The sequence below is a fragment of the Streptomonospora nanhaiensis genome, from assembly GCF_026642255.1.
Taxonomy (GTDB): Bacteria; Actinomycetota; Actinomycetes; order Streptosporangiales; family Streptosporangiaceae; genus Nocardiopsis; species Nocardiopsis tropica.
Window position 1 is genome coordinate 7038943 of sequence record NZ_CP113264.1, and the last position, 20207, is coordinate 7059149.

At 73.2% G+C, this 20207-nt stretch carries 19 protein-coding genes; 12 read left to right on the forward strand and 7 right to left on the reverse strand.

Annotated elements, in window-relative coordinates:
* Positions 1-19: 19 nt before the first annotated feature.
* Positions 20-1984, reverse strand: coding sequence for a M3 family metallopeptidase (locus tag OUQ99_RS30435; protein WP_267947189.1), 1965 nt, complete (start codon positions 1982-1984; stop codon positions 20-22).
* A gap of 299 nt (positions 1985-2283) precedes the next feature.
* Between OUQ99_RS30435 and OUQ99_RS30440 the strand changes: the two genes are divergently transcribed.
* Positions 2284-3009, forward strand: coding sequence for a hypothetical protein (locus OUQ99_RS30440; protein WP_267947190.1), 726 nt, complete (start codon positions 2284-2286; stop codon positions 3007-3009).
* Positions 3010-3066: 57 nt separating this feature from the next.
* On the opposite strand, the gene OUQ99_RS30445 is transcribed toward OUQ99_RS30440, so the two are convergent.
* The 3 genes from OUQ99_RS30445 to OUQ99_RS30455 form a co-directional block, all read right to left on the reverse strand.
* Positions 3067-3927 carry an ABC transporter permease gene (locus tag OUQ99_RS30445; RefSeq protein WP_267947191.1) on the reverse strand — a complete coding sequence of 287 codons (861 nt, stop codon included), beginning with the start codon at positions 3925-3927 and terminating at the stop codon, positions 3067-3069.
* Entirely contained in the window at positions 3924-4883 is a 960-nt protein-coding gene (locus tag OUQ99_RS30450; RefSeq protein WP_267947192.1) for an ATP-binding cassette domain-containing protein, read from the reverse strand. Before OUQ99_RS30450 ends, OUQ99_RS30445 begins: the two co-directional genes overlap by 4 nt.
* A 277-nt stretch (positions 4884-5160) precedes the next feature.
* A complete protein-coding gene (locus OUQ99_RS30455) occupies positions 5161-5724 on the reverse strand; it encodes an HD domain-containing protein (protein ID WP_267947193.1) in 564 nt (187 codons plus the stop codon).
* Between the two features lie 250 nt (positions 5725-5974).
* Here OUQ99_RS30455 and OUQ99_RS30460 point away from each other — a divergent pair, with 250 nt between their 5' ends.
* The 4 genes from OUQ99_RS30460 to OUQ99_RS30475 all read left to right on the forward strand — a co-directional run bounded on the left by OUQ99_RS30460 (position 5975) and on the right by OUQ99_RS30475 (position 9301).
* Positions 5975-6544 (forward strand): DNA-3-methyladenine glycosylase I, encoded by a 570-nt coding sequence (locus tag OUQ99_RS30460; RefSeq protein ID WP_267947194.1) that lies wholly within the window; start codon positions 5975-5977, stop codon positions 6542-6544.
* A gap of 118 nt (positions 6545-6662) precedes the next feature.
* On the forward strand, positions 6663-7487 hold the full coding sequence (locus tag OUQ99_RS30465; protein ID WP_267947195.1) for an SDR family oxidoreductase: 825 nt from the start codon (positions 6663-6665) through the stop codon (positions 7485-7487).
* Positions 7488-7626: 139 nt separating this feature from the next.
* The gene (locus tag OUQ99_RS30470) at positions 7627-8403 is read left to right on the forward strand and encodes a TetR/AcrR family transcriptional regulator (protein ID WP_267947196.1); all 777 of its coding nucleotides are present in this window, start codon (positions 7627-7629) and stop codon (positions 8401-8403) included.
* Positions 8404-8584: 181 nt separating this feature from the next.
* Positions 8585-9301: a class I SAM-dependent methyltransferase gene (locus OUQ99_RS30475; protein ID WP_267947197.1), complete on the forward strand. Its 717-nt coding sequence runs from the start codon at positions 8585-8587 to the stop codon at positions 9299-9301.
* A 142-nt stretch (positions 9302-9443) separates the two neighbouring features.
* Here the strand turns inward: OUQ99_RS30475 and rfbH are convergent, their stop codons facing one another.
* Positions 9444-10766, reverse strand: a complete 1323-nt coding sequence (rfbH, locus tag OUQ99_RS30480) for a lipopolysaccharide biosynthesis protein RfbH (RefSeq protein WP_267947198.1) — start codon at positions 10764-10766, stop codon at positions 9444-9446.
* Between the two features lie 325 nt (positions 10767-11091).
* Here rfbH and OUQ99_RS30485 point away from each other — a divergent pair, with 325 nt between their 5' ends.
* Positions 11092-12090, forward strand: coding sequence for a Gfo/Idh/MocA family protein (locus OUQ99_RS30485; protein ID WP_267947199.1), 999 nt, complete (start codon positions 11092-11094; stop codon positions 12088-12090).
* Positions 12091-12102: 12 nt separating this feature from the next.
* Here the strand turns inward: OUQ99_RS30485 and OUQ99_RS30490 are convergent, their stop codons facing one another.
* Complete coding sequence (locus OUQ99_RS30490) at positions 12103-13359, reverse strand: activator-dependent family glycosyltransferase (RefSeq protein ID WP_267947200.1); 1257 nt, start codon at positions 13357-13359, stop codon at positions 12103-12105.
* 192 nt (positions 13360-13551) lie between these two features.
* On the opposite strand from OUQ99_RS30490, the gene OUQ99_RS30495 reads away from it, so the two are divergent.
* The 4 genes from OUQ99_RS30495 to OUQ99_RS30510 all read left to right on the forward strand — a co-directional run bounded on the left by OUQ99_RS30495 (position 13552) and on the right by OUQ99_RS30510 (position 18305).
* Positions 13552-14808, forward strand: coding sequence for an activator-dependent family glycosyltransferase (locus tag OUQ99_RS30495; protein WP_267947201.1), 1257 nt, complete (start codon positions 13552-13554; stop codon positions 14806-14808).
* Between the two features lie 217 nt (positions 14809-15025).
* Positions 15026-15961, forward strand: coding sequence for an ABC transporter ATP-binding protein (locus tag OUQ99_RS30500; RefSeq protein ID WP_267947202.1), 936 nt, complete (start codon positions 15026-15028; stop codon positions 15959-15961).
* Between the two features lie 2 nt (positions 15962-15963).
* Positions 15964-17157, forward strand: coding sequence for an ABC transporter permease (locus tag OUQ99_RS30505; protein ID WP_267947203.1), 1194 nt, complete (start codon positions 15964-15966; stop codon positions 17155-17157).
* Positions 17154-18305 (forward strand): ABC transporter permease, encoded by a 1152-nt coding sequence (locus OUQ99_RS30510; protein WP_267947204.1) that lies wholly within the window; start codon positions 17154-17156, stop codon positions 18303-18305. The genes OUQ99_RS30505 and OUQ99_RS30510 overlap by 4 nt, the downstream gene beginning before the upstream one ends.
* 119 nt (positions 18306-18424) lie before the next feature.
* Here the strand turns inward: OUQ99_RS30510 and OUQ99_RS30515 are convergent, their stop codons facing one another.
* Positions 18425-18529, reverse strand: coding sequence for a SapB/AmfS family lantipeptide (locus tag OUQ99_RS30515; protein WP_267947205.1), 105 nt, complete (start codon positions 18527-18529; stop codon positions 18425-18427).
* Between the two features lie 647 nt (positions 18530-19176).
* Here OUQ99_RS30515 and OUQ99_RS30520 point away from each other — a divergent pair.
* Together OUQ99_RS30520 and OUQ99_RS30525 are read left to right on the forward strand one after the other, a co-directional pair.
* Complete coding sequence (locus OUQ99_RS30520; RefSeq protein WP_267947206.1) at positions 19177-19734, forward strand: GNAT family N-acetyltransferase; 558 nt, start codon at positions 19177-19179, stop codon at positions 19732-19734.
* A gap of 42 nt (positions 19735-19776) precedes the next feature.
* Complete coding sequence (locus OUQ99_RS30525) at positions 19777-20061, forward strand: hypothetical protein (RefSeq protein WP_267947207.1); 285 nt, start codon at positions 19777-19779, stop codon at positions 20059-20061.
* The last annotated feature ends 146 nt before the right edge of the window (positions 20062-20207 follow it).

The window sequence follows — 20207 nt, forward strand, 5'->3', positions numbered from 1 at the left end:
GGGTCCCGGTCCCCTCCGCCTATTCCAGGCCGCGGCGGCGCAGCAGGGGCTCCATCCGCGGCTCGCGGCCGAGGAAGCCGCGGAAGGCCTCCATCGGGTCGGTGCTCCCGCCGACCGAGAGCACCCGCTCCCGGAAGCGCTCACCGTTCTCCCGGGTGGGGCCGCCGTTGGCGGTGAACCACTCCACGGCCTCCGCGGCGAGGACCTCGCTCCACACGTACGAGTAGTAGCCGGCGCTGTAGTCGTTGGAGAACACGTGCATGAAGTAGGCGGTGCGGTAGCGGGGGCGCACCTGCGCCAGGCCGAGGCCCCAGGCCTCCAGGGCCCGCTCCTCGAAGGCGGCCGGGTCCACGGCCTCTCCGGCGCCGATGCGGTGCCAGGACCAGTCGAGCAGCGCCGCCGCGAGGTACTCGACGGTCGCGAAGCCCTGGTTGAACCGCGTGGCCGCGGCCATCCTCTCGACGAGCTCGGCGGGCACGGGTTCGCCGGTCTCGTGGTGCCTGGCGTAATTGGCGAGGACCTCCGGCCGGTGCGCCCACATCTCGTTGGCCTGGGAGGGGAACTCGACGAAGTCGCGGGGGACGCCGGTGCCCGAGAAGCGGGGGAAGCGCACCGCCGAGAACAGGCCGTGCAGGGTGTGGCCGAACTCGTGGAAGGCCGTGCGGACCTCGTCGAGGGTGAGCAGCGTCGGCCCGGACGCGGGCTTGGTGATGTTGAGGTTGTTGACCACCACGGGCCGTTCGTCCAGGAGGAACGACTGGTCGACCAGGTTGTGCATCCAGGCCCCGCCGCGCTTGGTGGGGCGGGCGTAGGGGTCGAGCAGGAACAGCCCGAGCCCGGTCCCGTCCTCCTCGAACACCTCCCACACGCGCACGTCGGGGTGGTAGCCGCGCAGGTCCGTGCGCTCGGCGAAGGTGACGCCGTAGAGGAGGGTGGCGGCGTGGAGGACCCCGTCCCGGTAGACCCGGTCCAGCTCGAAGTAGGGCCGCAGGGCGCCCTTGTCGAAATCGTGGCGCGCCAGTCGGACCTTCTCGGCGTAGAAGGGCCAGTCCCACGGTTCGACGGGGTGTCCGGCGTGCTCGGCGAGCGCCTCGGCCTCCTTCTCGGCGTTGCGGACGGCGGGTCCGACCAGCTGACCGAGCCGTTCCTCGACCGCCCCGACGGTCCTCGCCGTCTGGTCGGAGACCTTGAGGGAGGCGTGGTCGGGGTGGCCGAGGAGGTCGGCCCGCTCGGCCCGCAGCGCGGCGATCCGCGCGGCGGGACCGAGGTTCTCCGGGGCGCGCTCCGTGCTGAGGGTGTACAGCCGCTCGCGGGTGGCGCGGTCGGTGAGCTGGGCGAGCGCGGGCTGCACGGTGAAGTTGAGCAGGGGGAGCACGTACTCCCCGTCCTTCTCGACCGCCCTGATCTGGGCCTCGTCCAGACCGTCGAGCAGTGCGGGGTCGTGTACGACGAGCGCGGACTCCGAGGAGGCGCGGAGCACGTTCTGCGCGAACTCCGTGGCGAGGCCGGCGAGCTCCTCGTTGAGCTGCCGCAGCCCGGCCTGCTGCTCCTCCGTGAGGTCGGCCCCCGCGGCGGTGAAGTCGGTCCTGTACCGCTCCAGGAGGCGGGTCTCCTCCGGCCCCGAGGCGGTGACCTGCTCGATCCGCCGCCACAGGGCGCGGTGGAGGGAGATCGCGTCCCGGTGGTTGGCGGCCCTCGGGGCGATCTCCTTCTCGATCTCCCTGATGCCGTCGGTCGCGTCCGAGCCGGCCAGGGTGCGGAACACGGCCTCGACGCGGCGGAGGGTCCTGCCGGACCGCTCCAGGGCCGCGAGCGTGTTGTCGAAGGTCGGGGGCTCGGGATCGTTCGCGATCGCGTCGACCTCGGCCAGGTGTTCGGCCATGCCCCGCTCGAACGCCGGGAGGAAGTGCTCCTCGCGGATGCTCGCGAAGTCGGGCAGCTGGTAGGGCAGACCACTGGGAGCGAAGAACGGGTTGTCGGTCAAGGCTCGGGCTCCTCGTGATTCGTGCGCGTCGGCCTGGCGGTCCGTGTGCCTGGAATGGACACGTGTGCCGGGAATGCCGGTGCCGTTCTATCGCGGCCTGCCCGCGCTGTCACACCGGTTCCGCCCGGGGCGCGCACGCTCCCGCCTGGAACCGCTGTCCCGTCGGGGTTTCCGGGAACCGGGGTCCCCGCCCGGACGTCCGAGGCGGGGAGGGACGGCTCCCGTTCCCCCTCCCGAGCCCCGGGCACGCGCGGCTCCGGACCGGCCGCACTCCCCCGCAGACGCCCCCGGAGGCCCCTGTGCACCATCCCCCACACCCCCCGCCGTCCGCGCAGCCGGGCCGGGTCCCGCCCCGGACCGCCGGGAGCTACGCCCGGGCGTACCGGCGGCGGCGCGTCATCGGGTTCGTCCTGTTGGGTGCGGCCCTCGCCGTCATGGTGGGGAACGGCGCGACGATGATCGTCGCCGCCGAGGCGGAGGGTCCCTTCGGCCTGTTCAGAGGCATGGCCTGGGCCCGGACCGTCCAGGCCTGGGCCGACACGGTCGGCGTCCTCGCCCTGGTGGCCGTCCCGCCGCTCATGGGGTCGGCCCTGGTGTACACCATGGTGAACCATTGGCCGCCACCGGATCGGATCCCCCCGTGGACGACGCCGGAGGACCTGCGCGCCGCACAGGCCCTCGTCCGGCACGGGCTGATCGGCTCCGACGCCCGCACCGACCAGGTCGCACGGGCGGTGTCGGACGCGCTTCTCGCACAAGCCGCCTTCCTGCCTCCGCCGTTCCGGTCCGCCGTCGTCACCGTGTCGGTCGTGTGCGGCGCGCTCGTGGTCTCGGTCGGTCTCTACGGGACCGTCCGGTCCCTCCTGGAGGAGGACCTGAACGGCCTCGCGACCGGTGTGCACACCGTCCTCATGTTCATCGGCTTCCTGTGCCTGCACCCCCTCGCGAGTGCCGGGCAGGCGAGGGCACGCCGGTACCTCGCCCTGTACGACGCGGCCCACCGGCGGGCGGGCCGGTACGGGTGACCCGGCGGCCGATCCGGTGTCCGGCCGCCGGGCCTCCCCGCCGTGGCGCGGCCCCGGCTACCCGGCCATGTCGCGGTACCGCCGGACGCAGAGCGGGAAGAAGACCGCGACGATGGCCAGCGGCCACACCACCGCCATGAGCAGCGCGTTCTGCGCGATCCAGGTCTCACCGCCCCAGCCCGGGTTGCCGAACAGTTCGCGGGTGGCGGTGACGGTGGAGGACAGCGGATTCCAGTCCGCGACCGTCCCCAGCCACAGGGGCATGGTCGCGGTGGCCGCGAACGCGTTGGACAGGAACCCCAGCGGGAACTCCAGGGTGTGCACGGCCGTGACCGCCCCCTCCCCCCGGACGGCCAGGCCCACGTAGATGCCGAGCCACACCAGGGAGAAGCGCAGCAGCAGGAGCAGGCCGACCGCCGCCGCGGCCTCGCCCCCGGTGCCGTTCCACTGCCACCCCGCCAGCAGGCCGCAGCCGAGGAGGATCGCCAGCGTGATCGCGGACCTGAGCATGTCGGCCGCGCAGCGCCCCACCACGACGGCGGACGGCGCCATGGGCATGGAGCGGAAACGGTCGGTGACGCCGCGCGCCATGTCGTGGGAGACGGCGGTGACCGTCTCACCCACGCCGAAGACCATGGTCATGGCGAACATGCCGGGCATCAGGAACTCGCGGTAGTCCCCGCCGCCGGGCACGGTCATCGCCCCGCCGAACAGGAACCCGAACATCAGCAGCATCATGACGGGGAAGAGCAGCCCCGCGACGAGCTGTCCGGGACGGCGCAGCCAGTGGAGGACGTCGCGCCGGGTGATGGTCCACCCGTCCGCGACCGCCCAGCGGACGCGGGCGGCGAATCCGCCGGCCTCCCCGTGGGCGGGGCCTGCGGCGGACGGAGCGGACGGAGCGGCGGTCGCGTTCATCGTGTGGTCTCCTCCTCGGCCTCCGTGAGGTGCAGGAACACCTCGTCCAGGGTGGGGCGGCGCAGGACGACGTCCTCCACGCCGATCCGCTGTTCCTCCAGGGCCCGCACCACCTCGGTGAGCGCCGCGACCCGGTCCTCCACGCCGACGCCGACCCGGCGGTTCTCCACGTCGGTGTCCGGCTCCGCGCCGACGACCCGCCGCACGATGCCGGCCGCCCCGGCGAGCGCCGCCGGGTCGCGGACCACCAGGTCGAGGCGGTCGCCGCCGAGCCGGGACTTGAGCTCCCCGGGGGTGCCCTCGGCGACGACCCGGCCGGAGGAGACCACGGAGATCCGGTCGGCGAGCCGGTCCGCCTCCTCCAGGTACTGGGTCGTGAGCAGGACGGTCGTGCCGCCCGCGACCAGCTCGCGGACCGCGCCCCACACCTCGTCGCGGCTGCGCGGGTCGAGTCCGGTGGTGGGCTCGTCCAGGAACAGCACGGGCGGTGCCAGGATCATGCTCGCGGCCAGGTCGAGGCGGCGCCTCATGCCGCCGGAGTAGGCGCCGACCGGCTTCCTCCCCGTGTCGGCCAGGCGGAACCGCTCCAGCAGCTCGTCCGCGCGCGCGGCGGCCCGCCGGGAGCCCAGGTGGTGGAGGCGGCCGAACATCTCCAGGTTCTGGCGCCCGCTCAACACCTCGTCGACGGCCGCGTTCTGTCCCACCAGCCCGATACTCCGGCGCACCCGGTCCCCGTGGGCGGCCACGTCGTGTCCGGCGACGCTCGCCGTGCCCTCGTCGGCGCGCAGCAGCGTGGTGAGCACGCGCACGGCGGTGGTCTTGCCCGCCCCGTTGGGGCCGAGCAGCCCGCACACGCTGCCGACGGGCACATGGAGGTCGAACCCCCTCAGCGCCCAGCTCCGTCCGTAGCGCTTCCCCAGGCCCCGCGCGGTGACCGCGCCCCCGGTCGTCTCCACGGTGATCTCCTCTCCGACAGCCGATCCCCTTTACCGTACGCCGTACTGTACGTACTACGGTCCAGAGAACACAAGGGCGCCGGAGATCATTCCTCACGGGGTGAGGCGCACGGCGGGCGGCCTCGGCCGCCCCTCCCGGCCGGCCGGTTCTCCGGGCCCCGCGCCCCCGGGCACGGGCGGGCGGACACCCGCCGAAGGGGCGGGAGCCGCCCGCCGGAGGTGCCCGGCCCCCGCCGCCGCGGCGTGGTCGGCGGCGGGCGGAGCGCGCCGGAGTGCCCTATCCCCCGGTGCCGGGCGGGGCCACCGCGTGGCGGGCCTGGTGTGCCAGCCGGGCGTCCGCGCCGTCGGCCAGTTCCCGGAGCACGTCGTCCAGGGACGCGAAGACCTCCCAGGCGGGCAACTCCGCAGCCTCCGCCAACCGTCGGGTGACGAGGAGCTCCAGCCCCTCGACGCGAGCGCCCTTCCAGATCTTGTCGGAGAGGCTGACCAGCAGGTCCTCCAGCGTCCGGCCCTCGGCGGACCAGTCCCCGTGGGTGGCGCAGAACCCGGCCAGACGCGCGGGCACGCCGCGGGACAGCAGCAGCCGCTCCCCCGCCGCCTCGTGCAGGCGCCCCGGCCCGGTCAGCTCCCCGGGATGCCCGGTCTTGCCGATGTCGTGCACGGCGGCGCCGAAGCGGACGGCCCCGGCGTCCACCGGCAGGCCGGGGTGGCGGTCGGCCAGCCACGCGAGCAGCGCGACCGCCGCTCCGTGGACGAGGTCACCGTGCGCCACCAGGCGGGGCGGCGCCCCGACGTCGGCCAGGAGCCGGGCGGCCTCGTCCGGTACGGCGATGACGTCCATGGGGTTCGGACTCCGTTTCCCGCGCGCTCCCGCGCGCACCGGGGGGGACGGCCACGGGAAGGCCGTGGCCGCGCTCCACGATAGACCCGCCGGGCCGGTTCCCTCCGGGGCCGCCCGCGGACGCCGGACGCCCCGGCGCGCCTCCCCGCGGGCGGAGCTCCCGCGCGCCCGGGGCGGGAAGGACCCCGCCCCGGACGGTCGGCGGTCTCCGCGACAATGCGGTGACCGCAGTCGACACCGAGGAGCACCCATGCCCGACCAGGACCAGCGCTGCGCCTGGGCCCGGAACGCGCCGGACCTGATGAAGGCCTACCACGACGAGGAGTGGGGCAGGCCGTCCCGGGACGACGCGTACCTGTTCGAGCTGCTCGTGCTGGAGGGCGCCCAGGCCGGGCTCTCCTGGTCCACGGTGCTCGGCAAGCGCGAGAACTACCGCCGCGCGCTGCACGGCTTCGACCGCTCCCGGATCGCGGGGTACGGCCAGGAGGACACCGACCGGCTCCTCGCGGACCCCGGCATCGTCCGCAACCGGCTCAAGGTGGCCTCGGTGGTGCGCAACGCCCGCTCCTTCGAGCGGGTGCGCGAGGAGCACGGCAGCTTCGCCGCCTACCTGTGGGGCTGGGTGGACGGCGAGCCCGTGGTCAACCGCTTCACCGAGCCGTCACAGGTCCCGGTGAGCACCCCGCTGTCCGACCGTGTCAGCAAGGACCTCAAGGCGCGCGGCTTCAACTTCGTCGGCACCACGATCGTGTACTCCTACCTCCAGGCCGTCGGGGTGGTCGACGACCACCTGGCCGGGTGCCCCGCCGCCTCCGCCTGAGCCGCCGCGCGCCCCAGTGGTCCGCCGCTCTCCCGCACCCTGTTCCGTACGGTGTACTGTACGCCATACGAGACAGGCGGGCATGCCCCCGCCGCCCCCCACTGGAGGAGAGAGAGCCATGACGTTCCTCGTCGCGGGCGCCACCGGAACCGTCGGCCGCCACGTCGTCGACCAGCTGCTCGGCTCCGGGTTCCCGGTCCGCGCGCTCACCCGCGATCCCGGTCGTGCCCGTCTCCCGGAGGGAGCGCGGGCGGTGCGCGGCGACCTCACCGACCCCGACAGCCTCGTCCCCCATCTGGAGGGGGTGGTCGGCCTGCACCTGATCACGTTCGGCGGGGACGACTACGCGCCCCTCGTCACGGCGCCGCAGATCGTCGAGTTCGCCGAACGGGCGGGGGTCCGCCGGGTGACGGTCCTGTGCGACTTCCACCCGGGTCCCGTCGAGGAGGCCCTGGCCGCGAGCCCCCTCTCCTGGACGCTCCTGCACCCGGTCGAGTTCATGGCCAACACCCTCGACTGGGCCGGGTCCGTCGCGGAGGAGGGCGTGGTCAGGGAGGTCCGCACCCACCCCAGCGCCCTGGTGCACGAGGCGGACATCGCCTCCGTGGCGGTCACCGCCCTCACCGAGGACGGACACGGCGGCCGCGCCTACCCCCTCACCGGCCCCGAGGCGCTGACCCCCGGGGAGCGGGTGGCGGTGCTCTCCCGGGCGGTCGGCCGGGAGATCGCGCTGGTCCGGACCAGCCCCGAGGAGGAGGCCGGGCGGCTGCGCGCCCTGGGCCACGACGAGGAGTACATCGGCTTCGCCGCCCGGCTGGCCGCGGACCCCCCGGAGGTGGGAACCCGGCCCCTGCCCACCGTCGAGGAGGTCACCGGGCGGCCCGCCCGCGGGTTCGCGGCGTGGGCCGAGGAGCACAGGGACGCCTTCCTCGGCCGGGACTGACCGCCCTCGCGGGGACCGCGCACCGGGAGCCCGTCCCCCCGTGCCGCGGGCCCGGGGGCTGCCCGCAACCGGCGGCCACCCGGCGTGACCGCCCTGCCGTACACTGACCGGGCACCGGACCGGAAGAGCAGGGCGGTCAATGTCCACTCAGCACACCACGAGCGGCGACCCCGCGCGCAGCCTGGCCTTGCTGTGGCGTACCCAGGAGCCCACCAGCAGGCGCAACAAGCCCGACCTGAGCGTGGACCGGATCGTGTCCGTGGCCTCCGGGCTCGCCGACGCCGACGGGCTCGCCGCGCTGTCCATGCGCAAGGTCGCCGAGCGCCTCGGCGTCGGCACGATGTCCCTGTACACCTACGTCCCGGGCCGGGGCGAGCTGATCGACCTGATGCTCGACGCCGCCTACGCGGGCCTGCACGCGGACGGCGGACGGCCCGACGGCTGGCGGGACCGGCTGGGCGCCATCGCGCACGCGAACTGGCGCCTGTTCCTGCGCCACCCGTGGATGCTCCAGGCCTCCCGGGGGCGCCTGCTGGGCCCCAACCTCGTCGCCAAGTACGAGTACGAGCTCTCCGCGGTCGACGGCCTCGGCCTGACCGACGGGGAGATGGACTCCACGGTCAGCCTGGTCAACAGCTATGCGGAGGGCGCCGCCGCCCAGGCCGTCGCGGTCGGCGAGACCGAGCGGGCGTCGGGCATGACCGACGGCCAGTGGTGGCGCGCCCACGGCCCGGTCCTCGCCTCCCTGATCAGGGACAGCGACTATCCGACGGCCTCCCGCGTCGGAAGCTCCGTCGGGCGGGAGCACCGGACCGTCTACCCGGCCGAGCACGACTTCGCGTTCGGGCTGGAGCGCGTCCTGGACGGGATCCAGGTCCTGGTGGACTCCCGGTCCTCCTCCGCGGACGGCGTGTAGTTCCGCCGGGCACGGCTCCCGGCCCCGGCCGCCGGGGGCGCGGACGGGTCGGTCGGCCGTGCGGCCCCGCCGGCGCCGACCGCGACCCGCCGGGAGGGAAGGCGCCCTGTTTCCGGTGCCCGACGCCCCCCGGGTCGATACGGTGAGGACCGGACCCACACGGAGCGAACCGGGGAGCGGTATGGGGGACATCGGCCTGTCGTTGATCGGGGACCTGTACCGCAAGTACCGCGACCCGCTGGCGAAGGTGCGCGACGCGCAGCGCGCGTTCCACCGCGCCACGCGGGACCGCATGACCCCGCAGCTCGACGACCTGGAAGCGGAGATCACCTACCTGCTCCTGCGCGAGACCCGTCCGGACACGGTGATGGAGCTGGGCACGTTCCACGGCTGGTCCACGACCTGGATCCTGTCGGCGCTGCGCGACAACGGGACGGGGACGCTGCACTCCTTCGACATCGTGGACAACGTGGTGGCGAACGTGCCCTCCGAGCTGTCGCTGGGCCGCTGGGAGTTCCACAAGGGCGACATCCGGGAGAACATGTCCCGGGTTCCGGAGGGGATCGGCTACCTGTTCGTGGACGCGGCCCACAACGGCCGGTTCGCGCGGTGGTACCTGTCGGAGCTGTTCCCCCGGGTCGCGCCCGGGACCCCGGTCAGCGTCCACGACGTCTTCCACGGCAGGCGGGCCCTGCCGCTGACCGAGGGGGCGGTCGTGCTGGCGTGGCTGCGGAGGACGGGCACGGACTTCTTCACGCCGTCCCGCAGGAGGGCGCCCGCCCCGTACACGGCGCTCCTGGAGCTCAAGGAGGAGCTGGGCCTGGGAGAGCCGGTGCGCACCAGCAGGGACAACCCGATGATCTACTTCCGGATGCCCGAGCACCTGCCGTCCGCGTGAGCCGCGCCCCGGCGCGTTCCGGGCGCGGGACGCGCCGGGGCCGCCGGGCTTCCGCCGACCGCGCGGCGCGCCCTTCGCGCAGGGGCGTCCCGTCGGGGTCTGCGCCCGGCCGCCCCCTCGGCGACCGCGGGCGGGGCCCCGGTCAGGGGGCGACAGCGCCCCGCTCCTTGACGAACTCGGTGATGGAGGAGACCACGTAGTCGATCATCTCGTCCGTGAGGCCCGGGTAGACCCCGGTCCAGAACGTCTGGTCGGTGGCGATGTCGCTGTTGTCCAGGTTCTCCGCCACCCGGTGCGGGCGGTCGAGGTAGGCGGGGTGGCGGGTGAGGTTTCCCGCGAAGAGCAGCCGGGTGCCGATCCTGCGGGACTCCAGGAACCGGACCAGCTCCGCCCTGCCGAACGGCGCCTCCGGATCGACGGTGACGACGAACCCGAACCAGCTCGGATCGCTGCCCGGCGTGGCCTCCGGGAGGATCAGGCCGGGCACCCCGTCCAGGCCCTCCCGCATCCGGCGCCAGTTGCGCCGCCGGGCCTCCCCGAAGGAGTCCAGCTTCTCCAGCTGGGTGAGGCCGAGCGCGGCCTGGAGGTCGGTTCCCTTCAGGTTGTAGCCCACGTGCGAGAACGTGTACTTGTGGTCGTACCCCTGCGGCAGGGTGCCCAGCTGGTAACTGAAGCGCTTCCGGCAGGTGTCGCTCTCCCCCGGCTCGCACCAGCAGTCGCGGCCCCAGTCGCGCATGGACTCCACGACGCGCGCCAGCAGGAGGTTGGACGTGAGCACGCACCCGCCCTCGCCCATGGTGATGTGGTGGGCCGGGTAGAAGCTGACCGTGGAGAGGTCGCCGAAGGACCCCGTCACCTGCCCGTCGTAGTACGAGCCCACCGCGTCGCAGTTGTCCTCGACGAGGAACAGGCCCCGGTCCTCCGCGATCTGCGCGATCTCCCGGGCCTGGAAGGGGTTGCCCAGGGCGTGGGCGATCATGATCGCCCGGGTGCGGGGGCCGATCGCCCTCTCCACGCGCTCCGCCGTCGTGTTGTACGTGCGCAGGTCGATGTCCACGAACACGGGCACGAGCCCGTTCTGGAGGATGGGGTTGACGGTCGTGGGGAATCCCGCCGCCACCGTGACGACCTCGTCGCCGGGGCGCAGGCGCTCGTCCTCCAGCAGGTGGGAGGTCAGGGACGACAGCGCCAGCAGGTTGGCGGAGGACCCCGAGTTCGTCAGGTGGGCCTTGCGGCGCCCGAGCCTCCGGGCGAACACCGACTCGAATCGGCGCGCGCTCCGGCCCGCCGCGATGCGCATGTCGAGGGCGGCCTCGGCGAGCGCCACCCGGTCGTCCTCGTCCAGGACGGCGCCGGACGGCCAGATCTCCGTCACGCCCGGCACGAACTCGCGCTCGGTCCGCCTGGACCGGTGGTAGGCGCGGACCGCGTCGAGCACGGCCGCGGCCTCGTCACTCGTCTCCATGCGTGGTTCTCCCCTCCTGGGCGGGCGGTGCGGGAGGGCGCAAGCGCCGCCGACCGCCCCCGTGGACACCGGATCTCGGCCGTCCGGGGTCTGTGCGCCCCGGCACGGCGCCGGACACACTAGGGCATGTTCCGCGAAAGCCCCCGCCGCGCGGGGGCCGGTGCCCGCGCGCTCCGGCGGAACGGGGACCGCCCGGCCCCCGGCGGGCCGGGCCCGGGTACGGCGGTGTCCCCCTCCGTCGCGCTCTGGCAGTATGTGCGGCGGCGCGACCGGAGTGGGCCGCGGCAGCCGGCGCTCGGGAGCCGGCCGACACGAGGGAGGTCGTGTGTCCTCGACGCTCGGAAGCACGGGAGCACCGGTGCGGCTCGGGGTGCTCGGCTGCGCCGACATCGCGTGGCGGCGCGTCCTGCCGTCCGTCGCGGCGACGCCCTCGGTGCGGCTCGTCGCGGTCGCCAGCCGGGACGCCGCCAAGGCGCGCCGGTTCGCGGACCGCTTCGGCGGCGAGGCGGTCACGGGTTACGCGGATCTCCTCGCGCGGGACGACCTCGACGCCGTGTACGTGCCGCTGCCCGTCGGCCTGAGGCACGAGTGGGTCGGGCGCGCCCTGGCGGCGGGTCTGCACGTCCTCTCCGAGAAACCCCTCACGGTCGGCCCCGACACGTCGGCCGAACTGCTGGCCGAGGCCGGGCGGCGCGGCCTGACCGTCATGGAGAACTTCGCCTTCCGGTACCACCGGCAGCACCACGAGCTGAGGCGGCTGGTCTCGGAGGGCGCGATCGGGCGCCCGCGCGCGCTCATGTGCGAGTTCGGGGTGCCCGAGCGCGCTCCCGGGGACATCCGGCACGACCCCTCGCTGGGCGGTGGGGCGCTCCTGGACGTGGGCGTGTACCCGCTGGCGCTGGCGCAGTTCCTGTGGGGCGACGGGCTCCGGGTGGGCGGCGCGGTCCTGGAGCGCGGCGCCGACACGGGGGTGGACGTGCGCGGCTCGGTGCTGCTGCGTGCCCCGGACGGCGGGACGGCGCAGGTGGGGTTCGGGTTCGGGCTGCACTACCGCAACGAGTACACGGTCTGGGGGGAGGCGGGCGCCGTCCGGCTGGACCGCGCCTTCACCCCGCCGGAGACACTGCGGCCGACCCTGGAGCTGCGGACCGGGGCGGGCACCGAGGACCTGGTGTCGGAGCCGGACCACCAGTTCCGCAACCTCCTGGACGCCTTCGCCGACGGTGTCCGCGGGGTGGCGCCGGTGGACGCGGCGCCGGTCCTGGAGCTGGCCGACCTCGTCGACCGCGTCCGCCGGAGCGCGGCGGAGGCCGTCACCGGCTGACCGGCCCGGTGTTCAGCCGCGGGTGAGTCCCACGAGCGCGTCCGCGAGTTCGGCCGGGGACGGCAGGGCCGCCATCGCCTCGCGCACGCCCGCGGCCCCCCGGGCGAAGGACGGGTCGTCCAGGAGCCGGGAGGCCGACCGGCTGATCGTCTCCGCGGTCATCGCCCGGTGGGGGACGGTGATGGCCGCTCCCCCGTCGGCGAGCATGTCGGCGAGCATCGGGTCGTCGAACCAGCTGGGGACGATCACCTGCGGAACGCCGTGTGCCAGCCCGGTCAGGACCGTCCCCCATCCTCCGTGGTCGACCATGGCGTCGCAGGTGGGGGCGAGTGCGTGCAGGGGCACGTACTCGGTCAGGCGGGTGTTGGCGGGGACGGGGCCGAGGGCGTCCTGTTCGCGGGCGGGCAGGGTCGCCACGACCTCCGCGTCCAGGCCGGCCAACCCCTCCAGCAGCGCGCGGAACAGGGCCCTGCCCCCGCTGTCCTGGCCCATGAGGGTCGTGCCGAGGGTGAGGGCGATGCGGGGGCGCTCGGGCGGGGTGCGCAGCCAGTGGGGGACGACGGCCCTGCCGTTGTAGGGGACGTAGCGCATCGGCAGGTAGGTGAGGTCGTGGGGGGTGGGGACCCTGAGGGAGGCGGGGATCTGTTCGATGGTGGCCTGTCCGTGGACCAGGGTCTCGGAGTACTCGACGCCGTGGCGGGCGGCGCGGGCGCCCAGCCAGGCGGCCAGGGGGTCTTCCCGCTCGGCCGGGGGCTGCTCGGCCATCCGTGCCAGGAAGCGGCGGCGGGTGCGGGCGAAGATGTCGGCGCCCCACAGGTAGCGCACGTGGGCCGCCCCGCACGCCTGCGCCGCGATCGCCCCCGCGAAGCTCACCGATCCCCAGACGACCAGGTCGGGCCTCCACTCCCGGCACAGCGCCACCAGGTCCTGCTCCATGGGGTCGTTCACCATCCGCCACCACCACGGGACGACCGTGCGGTAGCCCTCCAGCAGGTACTCCCAGGAGACCTCGTCGTCGGGAGCGGTCACCCGCCCGAACAGCGGGGCGTCGTTCAGGGTGTCGTGGAGGTCGAAGACCTTCATCGTCCGCCAGAAGCCGTGGTCCCGGCCGACCGGGACGAAGGGCAGACCCGTCGCCGCCACCGTCGGCCCCAGGGCGGGCTGGCTCGCCACCCGCACCTCGTGCCCGGCCGCGCGCAGGGCCCACGCCAGGGGCACCATCCCCAGGAAGTGCGGCTTCTCCGCAGCCACCGTCAACAGCACACGCAACGTCCCGCACCTCCTCGAAGCGCTTCGGCAGACTAGGGGAGGGGACCCGGCGCGTCCACCCGGGCGGTCGGTTCGGGGCGGGTGGCGCCCCGGCCGGAACTGGTAGACATGGCGCCGCGCCGCGGGATGCCCCGCGCGTCGTCCGAACCCCCCCCAGCGCCGACGTCGGCCGCGACCCGAGGAGAGCCCACCGTGCGCGTCGTCGTGGCGTCCCTGGCAGAGAAGACGAACTTCCTGAGCCTGGTCCCCGTGGCCTGGGCCCTGCGCGCGGCCGGGCACGAGGTGCGGGTGGCGAGCCAGCCCGCCCTGGGATCCGTCGTCCGGCACACCGGTCTGCCGTTCGTCCCGGTCGGCCGGGACCACGGCTTCTGGCGGCACCTGACCGCGCGCTCCTCCTTCGACGGGCTGCGCGGAGGGGTGCCCCTCTTCTCCGCCTTCGGCAGCGGGCGCGGGCAGCGCCCCTGGGCGGAGGAGCTGGAGGACTACAGGCAGGTCGTCACCTGGTGGTGGCGGATGGTGAACGACCCCATGCTGGACGACCTGGTGGCGTTCTGCCGGGAGTGGAGGCCCGACCTGGTCGTGTGGGAGCCCATCACCTTCTCCGGCGCGATCGCGGCGCAGGCGTGCGGGGCGGCCCACGTGCGCCATCCCTGGGGTGCGGACGTCTTCGGCGCCGTGCGCGCGCGGTTCCTGGCGCGGATGGCCGAGCAGCCCGAGACAGACCGGGAGGACCCCCTGGCCGCCTGGCTGGGGGCGCGCGCCGCCCGGTACGGCGTCGAGTACTCCGAGGAGCTGGTCCACGGACAGGCCACCATCGAGCAGGTCCCCGCGTCCCTGAGGGTGGACACGCCCTCCCACCTGGACTACCTGCCCGTGCGCTATGTGCCCTACAACGGCAGGGCCGTGGTCCCCGACTGGCTGCGCACCCCGCCGGAACGCCCCCGTGTCGGGCTCTGCCTCGGGACGAGCACGGCGGCGTGGCTGGGCAGGTTCGGGGTGGACGTGCCCATGGTCCTGGAGGGGCTGGCGGACCTGGACGCGGAGGTCGTCGCCACCCTGCCCGCCCACGAGCAGGCCAAGCTCGGCGCCGTCCCCGCCAACACGCGTCTGGTCGAGTACGTGCCCCTGCACGCACTCGCCCCCACCTGCGCCGCGATGATCACCCACGGGGGGACGGGCACCGTCCTGACCGGGCTGGCGCACGGGGTGCCCCAGCTGGTCTCCCCCCGGCCCACGTTCGACGAGTCCCTGCTGGCCTCGTCCGTGGCCGGTCTCGGTGCGGCCCGGGTGCTGGACCCCGACCGGGTCACCCCCGACGCCGTGGCCGCCGGGGTACGAGCGCTCCTGGACGACCCCCGCCACACCGAAGCCGCCGAGGCCCTGCGCCAGGAGATGGCAGCCATGCCCTCCCCCGCCGACCTCGCCCACACCCTCACCGACCGGCGCTGACCGGCTCCGACCCCGCACCGAACCCCGGGGCGAATACCTGCGGAAATGGCGCCGGTATCACTCCGCGCCCCTTCCTATGGTTCACTGACCCGGCACCGGGCGCAGCACGGGAAAGCTCTCCATGAACAATCTCCCGGAGACGGTGGGGGAGAAGCACGATTCCGACTCAGCACGCCCCGGCGGATCTACGCAGGCACCGAGAATTTGAGGAGCACCCGTGCCCATTCTGGAAGTCAGGGGAGTGAGCAAGAGATATGGCAAGAACCAGGCGGTGGACGATGTCAGCTTCTTTATCGAGGAAGGTGAGACCTACGGCCTCCTGGGGCCGAACGGGGCGGGCAAGTCCACCACGATCGGCATGATCACCGGCATCCTGGAGCGCGACTCGGGGTCGATCACGGTCGACGGCATCGAGCACAGCGTGACGAACAGGAAAAGCAAGTCCCTGATCGGCTTCGTCCCGCAGGAGCTCGCCCTCTACCACGACCTCAGCGCGCGCGACAATCTCCGCTTCTTCGCCCGACTCTACGGGTTGTCGAAATCCGAGGCGCGCACCAAGACCGAAGAGGTCCTGGAAACGGTCGGCCTTTCCGACCGCGCCGGTGAGGCCGTATCCCAATTCTCGGGCGGAATGGCACGCCGTCTCAATATCGGTCTCGGCCTGCTCAACAGCCCCCGACTCCTCATTCTGGACGAGCCGACGGTCGGCGTGGACCCGCAGAGCCGAAACTCCATCCTGGAGAGCGTCCACACGCTGACCCGGGGCGGGGTCTCGGTGCTCTACACGACGCACTACATGGAGGAAGCGGAGCGCCTGTGCGACCGCGTCGGCATCATCGAGGCCGGGAAGATCCGGGCCGAGGGCACGCAGCGTGAGCTGGTCTCGCAGGTCGGTGAGGACGACACGGTCCTGATCACCCTGGACGCCCCCGGCGAGAGGGTGCTGGACGTCCTGCGCGCGCTGGAGCCGATCGACGAGGTGTCCTCCGAGGGGACACAGGTCCGGCTCCTCACCTCCAACGCCAGGGACGCCCTCCCCCTCATCCTGGACACGCTCACCAGGGCCGGCGCCGGGATCCGGTCGGTCGAGGTCCAGGAACCGGACCTCGAGGCCGTCTTCCTCAGCCTCACCGGGAAGGGACTCCGGGAGTAGCGATGTCGAACGGACCCAACACGCTCACCATGATCGCGGCCATCGTGGCCAAGGACGTACGCCAGCGGCTCCGGGACGGCAGCCTGCTGGTCTTCGGGCTCCTGCTGCCCCTCGGCGTGGCCTTCTTCTTCAACATGCTGCTCGGCGACGACACCTCCCGGCAGACGGGCTCCGAGTACGTCGTCGTCGACAGCGACGCCGGCTCCCTCGGCCAGGAGTTCGTCGACGCGGCCCTGCGGCCCCTGGCCGACGACGGGGTCCTGGAACTGACCACGGCGGACACCGAGGACGAGGCGCGCGCACTGGTCGAGGACGGCGGCGTGGACGCCGCGTTCCTCGTCCCGGAGGACTTCACCGAGTCCCTGGAGAACGGCGACGACGCGGTGCTCACCGTCGTCGGGGACGCCGACGCCCCCGTCGCGACCCACATCGCCCGGGAGATCGGCCGCGCCTTCGCGACCGAGCACCTGCGCATCCGCCTCGCTGTCGCGTCGGGCTTCGACTCTGAGCCGAGCCCCGAGGACGCGGCCCTCCTCCTGGAGGAGGCCGAGGCCGCCGAGGCGCCTCTCGTCCTGTCCGAGGACGCGGATCTGGAGTGGCGGGAGCTGGGCAACGCCACCTACTACTCCGCCTCGATGGCGTTCTTCTTCGTCTTCTTCGCGGCGATGTTCAGCGTCACGAGCATCTTCGACGAAAAGGCCGGCGGGACCCTGGCCCGCCTGCTGGCCAGTCCGATCCCGCGCGGGGCGATCCTGATCGCCAAGCTCACCAGCGGCCTGGTCATCGGCCTCGCGAACATGGCCGTGCTGGCCGTCGCGACCTCGGTCTTCTTCGGCGCCGACTGGGGCGACCCCCTGGGCGCCGGCGCGCTGATCCTCACGGGCGTGACGGCCGTCATCGGCCTCACCGCGGCCGTGGCGAGCTTCGCCCGGAGCTCGGAGCAGGCCGCCAACTGGCTGTCGGTCCTGGCGATGCTGCTCGGGGTGTTCGGCGGAGCGCTGTTCCCCATCTCGCAGCTCAACGGCCTGGCGATCGTCAGCTACCTGACGCCCCACCGGTGGTTCCTCCTCGGACTGGGCGAACTCTCCGCGGGAGGTCTCGACGTGGTCCTCCTTCCGTGCGCGGTGCTCCTCGCCCTCGGCCTCGTGGGCACCACCGTCGCGCTGTTTCGTATGGGACGGATGGTGAACGCATGAAGCCGCTGATCATCGGGGTCCTCAACCTCCGTCGCGTGTTCCGGGACCGGACGAACATCTTCTTCGTCCTGCTGCTCCCCTTCCTCATGGTCTTCATGATGGGCCTGATGTACGGAGGGGGTCAGCCCGTGCTCGCGGTCTCCTCCCCGTCGCAGGCAGGGCTCGCCGACCGCCTGGTCGACGCGCTGGAGGAGGACGAGCGGATCGACGTCCTGCACATGGACGAGGGCGAGATGCGCGACCTCGTCGAGGGCGGCGACGTCCAGGCCGGGCTCGTCATCCCCGACGACTACGAGGACCGGATCCGGGACGGCGAGCGCGCCGAGCTGGAACTCGTCACTCGCAGTGACGATCTGGCCGCCGCGGACGTGGGCATCTGGGTGCGCTCGGTCGTGACCCGGGAGTCCTCCCTCCTGAGCACCGCGCAGGTGACGGGGTCCGTCCGGGACGACGGGTTCGACGAGCGGTTGGAGAACGCCTCGGAGACCGAGGTGTCCGGCATCGAGGTGGAGGTGACGACCTCAGGGGACGCCACCTTCCCCGAGGGCCTCTCCTCCCACAGCCTCGCGGCGCCGCCCCTGCTGCTGCTCTACACCTTCATCACGGCGCTGACCACGTCCCTGGGCATCGTGCAGGCGAGACGCTCGGGGGTGCTGCGGCGCATGTACGCGTCGCCCACTTCGGCGGGGTCCATCGTGCTGGGCGAGGCCCTGGGCCGGTTCCTCATCGCCCTGACCCAGGCGCTGCTGATCCTGTTCGGATCGGCCCTGATGTTCGGCGTGGACTGGGGCGACCTGCCGGCGACCTCTCTGGTGGTCACGGCCTTCTGCCTCGTCAGCAGCGGAGCCTCGCTCCTGCTCGGCAGCCTCGCCCGGACCGAGGGGGGCGCGTTGGCCGCGGCCGTGGGGATCAGCCTCGGCGCCGGGGCGCTCGGGGGGACCATGCTCCCGCTGGAGTCGTTCGACGAGACGATGACGACGATCGCGTTCCTCACCCCGCACGCGTGGGGTTACGACGCCTTCAGCGAGCTGATCCGCAACCAGGCGACCCTCACGGACGTGCTGCCGCACATCGGCGTGCTCCTGGGGTACGCGGCGGTCCTGCTGACGCTGGGCGTCTGGCGCTTCCGCGGCGCCGTCACCGCGTAGGGGACGGGCCCGAAGCGGCGGGTTGCCGCGACCGGAGGACCGGCCGCGGCAACCCTTCTCTCCTCAGGCGGCGGTGGCGGACCCCCTACCGGGGCCCGTCACCGCCCGGGGGGACGACGTCAGCTGCAGCTCACGAGGCTGAGGCCGCTGTTGAGGAGGACGCCTTCCTCCAGGAGGGACTCCGACTCGAGGACCTGCAGGTCGAGAACTTCGCTCACGGCCATTTTTTCACCTTTCAGGAGAAAGGAATCCCGGCCGGGGCCTCGGAACAAACCGTGACCCCGCCGCGACTCCGTCCGACCTTTGTGGCCAGGACTGCATCACGATAACAGCGCACTCGCCGGGAATCTGTGCCGATTTTCCCGGGGGCGATTCCTCCGAGCCGCCCATTCCCCGCACGGCGCCGGTTCCGCCAATGACCCCCGCCGTCGCCGACAAGCCCGGCGGGAGCCCTCTCCTCCCCGGCGCCGGCCTGGACGGAGGGCCTGCCCGGCCGATGCCGCCGCGGTGTGCCGCCGGTCCTTCCGGCGCCGCTCCCCCGGCCTCCCGGACGCAGGACACCCCGGACCGTGAGGGCGACGGATGCCTGGTGATCCGGGTCTTGCCGGCCCCTCCGCCCGGCACGCCCCGGGGCCGCCCCGCGGGGCGGGACGCCACCGCGGACGCTCCGTGCCGAGGCCCGGGGCGTCCGGTCCGGAAACGGGACGGAAAGGGCGACTAAGGTACGTGGACCGAGCCCGCGTGTCCCGCTGGCGGGACACGCGGCGAGCGCCCCGTCACCCTTTGCCCCCGGGTTCCGGGAATGGGTTTTCCCCACCGTGCGCCGGGAAGGGCGCCGACGCGAACCGATAAAGAGTCGAGGTAGGAGAGCGTGACAGAAAAACCCGTGGAAACGCGCAGGATCCGGTTGTCCCCCACCCGGAGTCTGGAAACGGAGGGCGTCGTCCGGGCCCTGGCCGAGAAGGGCGTCGGGGAATTCCCCGGAATGGAGGACCTGGTCCGGCCGCTCCCCCGCGACACGGCGGACGTCACGGAGCAGTTCTTCGCCGTCTCCCCGGCCGACGGTACCGTCCTGGGGTTCTGCTCGCTGTCCCGTCTGGACACCGAGAGGCGGTGGATCCAGGTGGACGTGGTCGTGGACGAGGGGTCGAACGCGGTCGGCATCGCCCTGGAGGCGACCGTGCTGACCGTGGACCGCGCGTTCAGGGCCTGGCCGGTGGACGAGGTGCGCTTCTGGTCCGCCGGGGACAGGGCCACCGGCCTGCGGAACCACCCGACCATGGTCATGGAGGAGAACCCTCCCGCGGCCGGCCTTCCGCGCTCCCCCGGCTTGGAGGACGCCTCGCACTTCGTCATCCAGCGCGCGCGCTGGGAGCGCTACGGCGCCAAGTTCGTCCAGCGGCTCTCCCAGGCGCCGAGCAGCAACTGAGAGCGCCCGCCCCCACCACCCCAGAGAAGAGGTTCGGCACCGATGGCCGCAGTTGACCGGAACGAGATCCTGGCCCAGATCAAGGTCCAGGCGATGACCGTCCTGATGTTCACGTCGAACGAGCCCCAGTTCGACCTCCCCGAGCCCTCGCAGATGAGCGACCTGGACTCGTTCTCGATCGTGCAGCTGGTCCTGGCCCTGGAGGACGTCTACAACGTGTCCGTCCTGGAGGACATGTCGGAGTTCTCCGGTGAGAGCTTCGAGGACCTGACCCAGTTCATCGCGGAGCGGATCCAGGAGCAGGCGGTGGCGCCGAAGCAGGTGTGACCGCAGCGGGGCGCGGGCGGACGGGGGTTCTCCGTCCGCCCGTCCTCCGTGTGGGGGCGCGTCCCGCTCGCGCGGGCGCCGGGGAGACCGCGGACACCGTCACCTGAGCCCCTGGAATCACGTGGACCCCGGCAGGACCACCGGTC

Bases quoted from the DNA above. Each gene is read 5' to 3' on its own strand.
- OUQ99_RS30460 (WP_267947194.1), top strand. From the start codon at position 5,975: ATGCCCGACCAGGACCAGCGCTGCGCCTGGGCCCGGAACGCGCCGGAC.
- OUQ99_RS30510 (WP_267947204.1), top strand. From the start codon at position 17,154: ATGAAGCCGCTGATCATCGGGGTCCTCAACCTCCGTCGCGTGTTCCGG.
- OUQ99_RS30475 (WP_267947197.1), top strand. From the start codon at position 8,585: ATGGGGGACATCGGCCTGTCGTTGATCGGGGACCTGTACCGCAAGTAC.
- OUQ99_RS30525 (WP_267947207.1), top strand. From the start codon at position 19,777: ATGGCCGCAGTTGACCGGAACGAGATCCTGGCCCAGATCAAGGTCCAG.
- rfbH (WP_267947198.1), bottom strand. From the start codon at position 10,766: ATGGAGACGAGTGACGAGGCCGCGGCCGTGCTCGACGCGGTCCGCGCC.
- OUQ99_RS30515 (WP_267947205.1), bottom strand. From the start codon at position 18,529: ATGGCCGTGAGCGAAGTTCTCGACCTGCAGGTCCTCGAGTCGGAGTCC.
- OUQ99_RS30465 (WP_267947195.1), top strand. From the start codon at position 6,663: ATGACGTTCCTCGTCGCGGGCGCCACCGGAACCGTCGGCCGCCACGTC.
- OUQ99_RS30505 (WP_267947203.1), top strand. From the start codon at position 15,964: ATGTCGAACGGACCCAACACGCTCACCATGATCGCGGCCATCGTGGCC.
- OUQ99_RS30455 (WP_267947193.1), bottom strand. From the start codon at position 5,724: ATGGACGTCATCGCCGTACCGGACGAGGCCGCCCGGCTCCTGGCCGAC.
- OUQ99_RS30470 (WP_267947196.1), top strand. From the start codon at position 7,627: ATGTCCACTCAGCACACCACGAGCGGCGACCCCGCGCGCAGCCTGGCC.
- OUQ99_RS30445 (WP_267947191.1), bottom strand. From the start codon at position 3,927: ATGAACGCGACCGCCGCTCCGTCCGCTCCGTCCGCCGCAGGCCCCGCC.